The 3549-nt window shown below is 34.3% G+C and carries 3 protein-coding genes; 1 reads left to right on the forward strand and 2 read right to left on the reverse strand.

The window, feature by feature from the left end:
- Positions 1-597 precede the first annotated feature (597 nt).
- Positions 598-1503, forward strand: a complete 906-nt coding sequence (gene mobV / locus AC5YCI_RS16130) for a MobV family relaxase (RefSeq protein ID WP_496175929.1) — start codon at positions 598-600, stop codon at positions 1501-1503.
- Between the two features lie 300 nt (positions 1504-1803).
- On the opposite strand, the gene AC5YCI_RS16135 is transcribed toward mobV, so the two are convergent.
- Both AC5YCI_RS16135 and AC5YCI_RS16140 read right to left on the reverse strand, forming a co-directional pair.
- Positions 1804-2190, reverse strand: coding sequence for a hypothetical protein (locus AC5YCI_RS16135; protein WP_496175930.1), 387 nt, complete (start codon positions 2188-2190; stop codon positions 1804-1806).
- 117 nt (positions 2191-2307) lie between these two features.
- A complete protein-coding gene (locus AC5YCI_RS16140; protein WP_496175931.1) occupies positions 2308-3279 on the reverse strand; it encodes a replication initiation protein in 972 nt (323 codons plus the stop codon).
- Positions 3280-3549 lie beyond the last annotated feature (270 nt).

Below are 3549 nucleotides of genomic sequence, written 5' to 3' on the forward strand. Positions count from 1 at the left end.
TATTTTCTCGCTTTTAACCGTTATTTTCTCGCTTTTAACCGTTATTTTCTCGCTTTTTGAGCCCTGAAAGCCTTATATAGCAAGGCTTTCAGCCCCTCTAAAAAAAGAAAAAAAGAAAAAAAAAAAAAGAAAAGAGGTTTTTACACGAAAAACAGCCCTATGCCCTCGCTAAAGCTCGGACGTTTTAACCTCGCTAAAGCTCGGTTGAGGGGCTGTTTTTTTCAAATGGGGATTTAGAACCAAAAGCAGAAAAGAAAAAAGCAAAACCCCTATAGTCAAAATTATCGAGCAGCCAATATTTTTAAAAGCAGTTTTTCAGAGAGGGGAATAAGTAAATTTCCGTTGTGTCACTCGTAGACACTCGTTCTGAAAAAATAGCTAAAAATTCAAAAATGAAAAACATTGTTGTTTTTCGAACGATCCTTTATCATCAAAATACGGAGTTTTTTTATTATAAAGGTGTAGTGAGTACACTTTTATTCAAATAAATTTTTTTCATCGGTTTTTTGTTTTTAAAAATAATAATAAAATCAATTATTTATGAAACTGTAATAAACGCGATTTTTTACTGTACTAACATAAGTACGAGGTTTTTTGATGACAAATAATTTTGCGATTTTAAGAACTGAAAAACTAAAAACTTTTGGCAATATCGGCGGGTCGCTTGCACATAATTTTCGTGATATTGAAACGCCTAATGCTGATGTCGATCGAACAATAAAAAATTCGCATACACTGAAATCAGCTAATGACGTAATGGATGCGATTCAGCTTCGATTACCTCCGAAAAGACGTTCAGATGCGGTGCTTTGTATTGAGCATTTAATTACTGCTAGCCCAACCTGGAGTGGGTGGGGGACTGAGAAAGAAGACGAATTTTTTGAAAAATCCAAAAAATGGCTTGAAAAACAATATGGTTCTGAAAATGTCGTGGCTGTTTCTATTCATCGAGATGAAACAACACCACATTTGATCGCTTATGTTGTGCCGCTAGATGAAGCAACAGGCAAGTTGAACTGTAAAAAATGGCTTGGCGGTCGTACCAAAATGTCACAAATGCAGAGTGATTTTGCTGATCAAGTACGAGATTTGGGGCTTGAAAGGGGTATCGAAGGATCTAAAGCTAAGCACACTAGGATTAAAGAATATTATGCAAAAGTTAATCAAGAACTTGATGAGGTAAAACCTCACAAGCAGATATTTTTACCAGATCCTAACTATGGCGAAGACAAATATGATTATGCTGAAAGATGCGCTAGATCTGTACTTAACGATTTAAAAGATGATTTAGCTCTTGCAGAACAAACAAAAAACGCTCGTCAAGAAGCACGAAAAGCAGAAAAAGCTCTAATTGATATGCAAAATGACGTACTGACTTATTTGAACGCAAAACGTCATTTAAGAGAGCGTGAACGTGAAGAACTTGATCGAATGATCAAAATTATTAGCGAACAGATACTAGAGAAAAGACAGGACAGTAGAGTTGATTTTGATTTTTTCTAATTAAAAATCACACCAAATTCTTCTAACTTGTTCTGCCACTGGTCAGCTATTTCATCAGTAGAAATTTCTTCTTTGAAAGGCCATTAGCAAAGCTAATGTCTTTTCAAAAGCAAAAGCAGTTTTTCAGAGGGGGGAATAATCGAATTTTCACCATTTCGCTCGTAGACACTCGCTAAAAAATTATTTCTGATAAACAAAAAAAAGACAAAAGAAACTTCTTTTGTCTTTTTAGCCTACAAAACATACCTACTGAGTTTAATAGTAAAATATGCTCTTGCAGTTGTTAATTTGAGTTAACTTTTAACGGAAAAGTCCAGTTTTAACACTGTGAGCAGACTCTGACATTGAATACTTAGATACTGTATTACCGTCAAAAAGAACAACTAATTGTTTTTTAGTTCCTGATGAAGATGAACCAAATAAATTAACGACAGGAATAAAATTCACAGCATCAGCTTTAATATTAGCAAATTCATATTTCCAAATTTCCTTACCGTTATCAGTAAAACTAGTTTCATCAGGTGATCCGAAGTTTCTACGTACTTCGTCTTTGGTTGTTTTATTTTCTATAATTTTAGATTGAACAGTTGCTTCACTTTCATTTTTTAAAACTTGATTCCCCATGGTTGCACAACCAGATAGAAGAAGAACAGATGAAAGTAATAAAAAAGGTAATGATTTTTTCATATAATATCCGATTATTTGTGTTTAAAGATTCAATCTGTTTAAAATTATAGCATTGATTAAAATACAAAATAAAAATAAAAATAATATTTTGGAATGTGAGAAATAAACCTTAAAGACTTAAAAAACTACTCCAAATTCTTCTAACTTATTTTCCCATTGGTCAGCTATATCATTATTTGAAATTTCTTGTTTTATACGTTTCATCATGTCCATGACTGACTCATCACCACGTTTAAAGCGATCTGCTAGACCATTCGCCATGATTGCACCTGTGATCTTACTCTTACGGTGCTCTAAAACGTCCATATTTGCGTTTTCAGGCTGTTTTACGATGTTGGTAGGGATTTCTACGGTTTTCTGCTTAGAAACGCCAGAATCCTTGTTTTTTACCGTTTTTGATGCTGTTTTTGGTTTGGCCGTGATGTAAACCGAGTGAATTGAGCGTCCTTTCTTCAAAAATTGAGTATCTGTGATGATCAAATCGGTTTGATCGGTGATTTCTTTGAGCGCTGGTGCAATCACAAAACGTTTTAAATCATTCGCTTTTTTATATTCGTTATCAGAAAAACAAAACATTGAACGGATCTCATCAAGCGTGAGTTCAATATAGAATTCTTTGCCCTTTCCTAAGTTCTGTTTCTGCTTGAGAAACTCATAAAATCGTAAGGAATGAACGCACTTAAACTGCTGAATATTCTTGTTTTCATATTGCGTGAAGTAGCTTTGGAGTTGAAGCAGATACGGCTTTAAATCGGGGTGAAAATCGACAAGTAATGTCCCTCGATTGCTGTTGTAGCGTACCGATGAAAACCAATTCATGGCTATGCCTTCGATCTCATCACCAATGATGATTGGTTGTTTATTTAACTCTAGGGCTGATTTTTTGATGTAGCGATATGCATTTTTGGTGTCGATACCATGATTTTCGGCAATGCTACGAACATTCACCTCATATTTTTTAAAGTCTGTATCTTCAATGTGGATTTGAGAAATGACGTGATGCAAAACGTATTGCTGAATGATCGTTAGTCGATATTTTGCTGTGATTAGATCATTTGATTTTTTGACAATCTGGTTCGTTTCTTTCATGACAAAACCTAGTTGAACTTTGAGTAATTATTGCACAACTGCGAGTAAAATAAAATACTCGTTTTTAAGTCATTATTTTCGCTTTTAACCGTTATTTTCTCGCTTTTAACCGTTATTTTCTCGCTTTTAACCGTTATTTTCTCGCTTTTTGAGCCCTGAAAGCCTTATATAGCAAGGCTTTCAGCCCCTCTAAAAAAAGAAAAAAAGAAAAAAAAAAAAAGAAAAGAGGTTTTTACACGAAAAACAGCCCTATGCCCTCGCTAAAGCTCG

Source organism: Acinetobacter sp. CY17, from assembly GCF_059515825.1.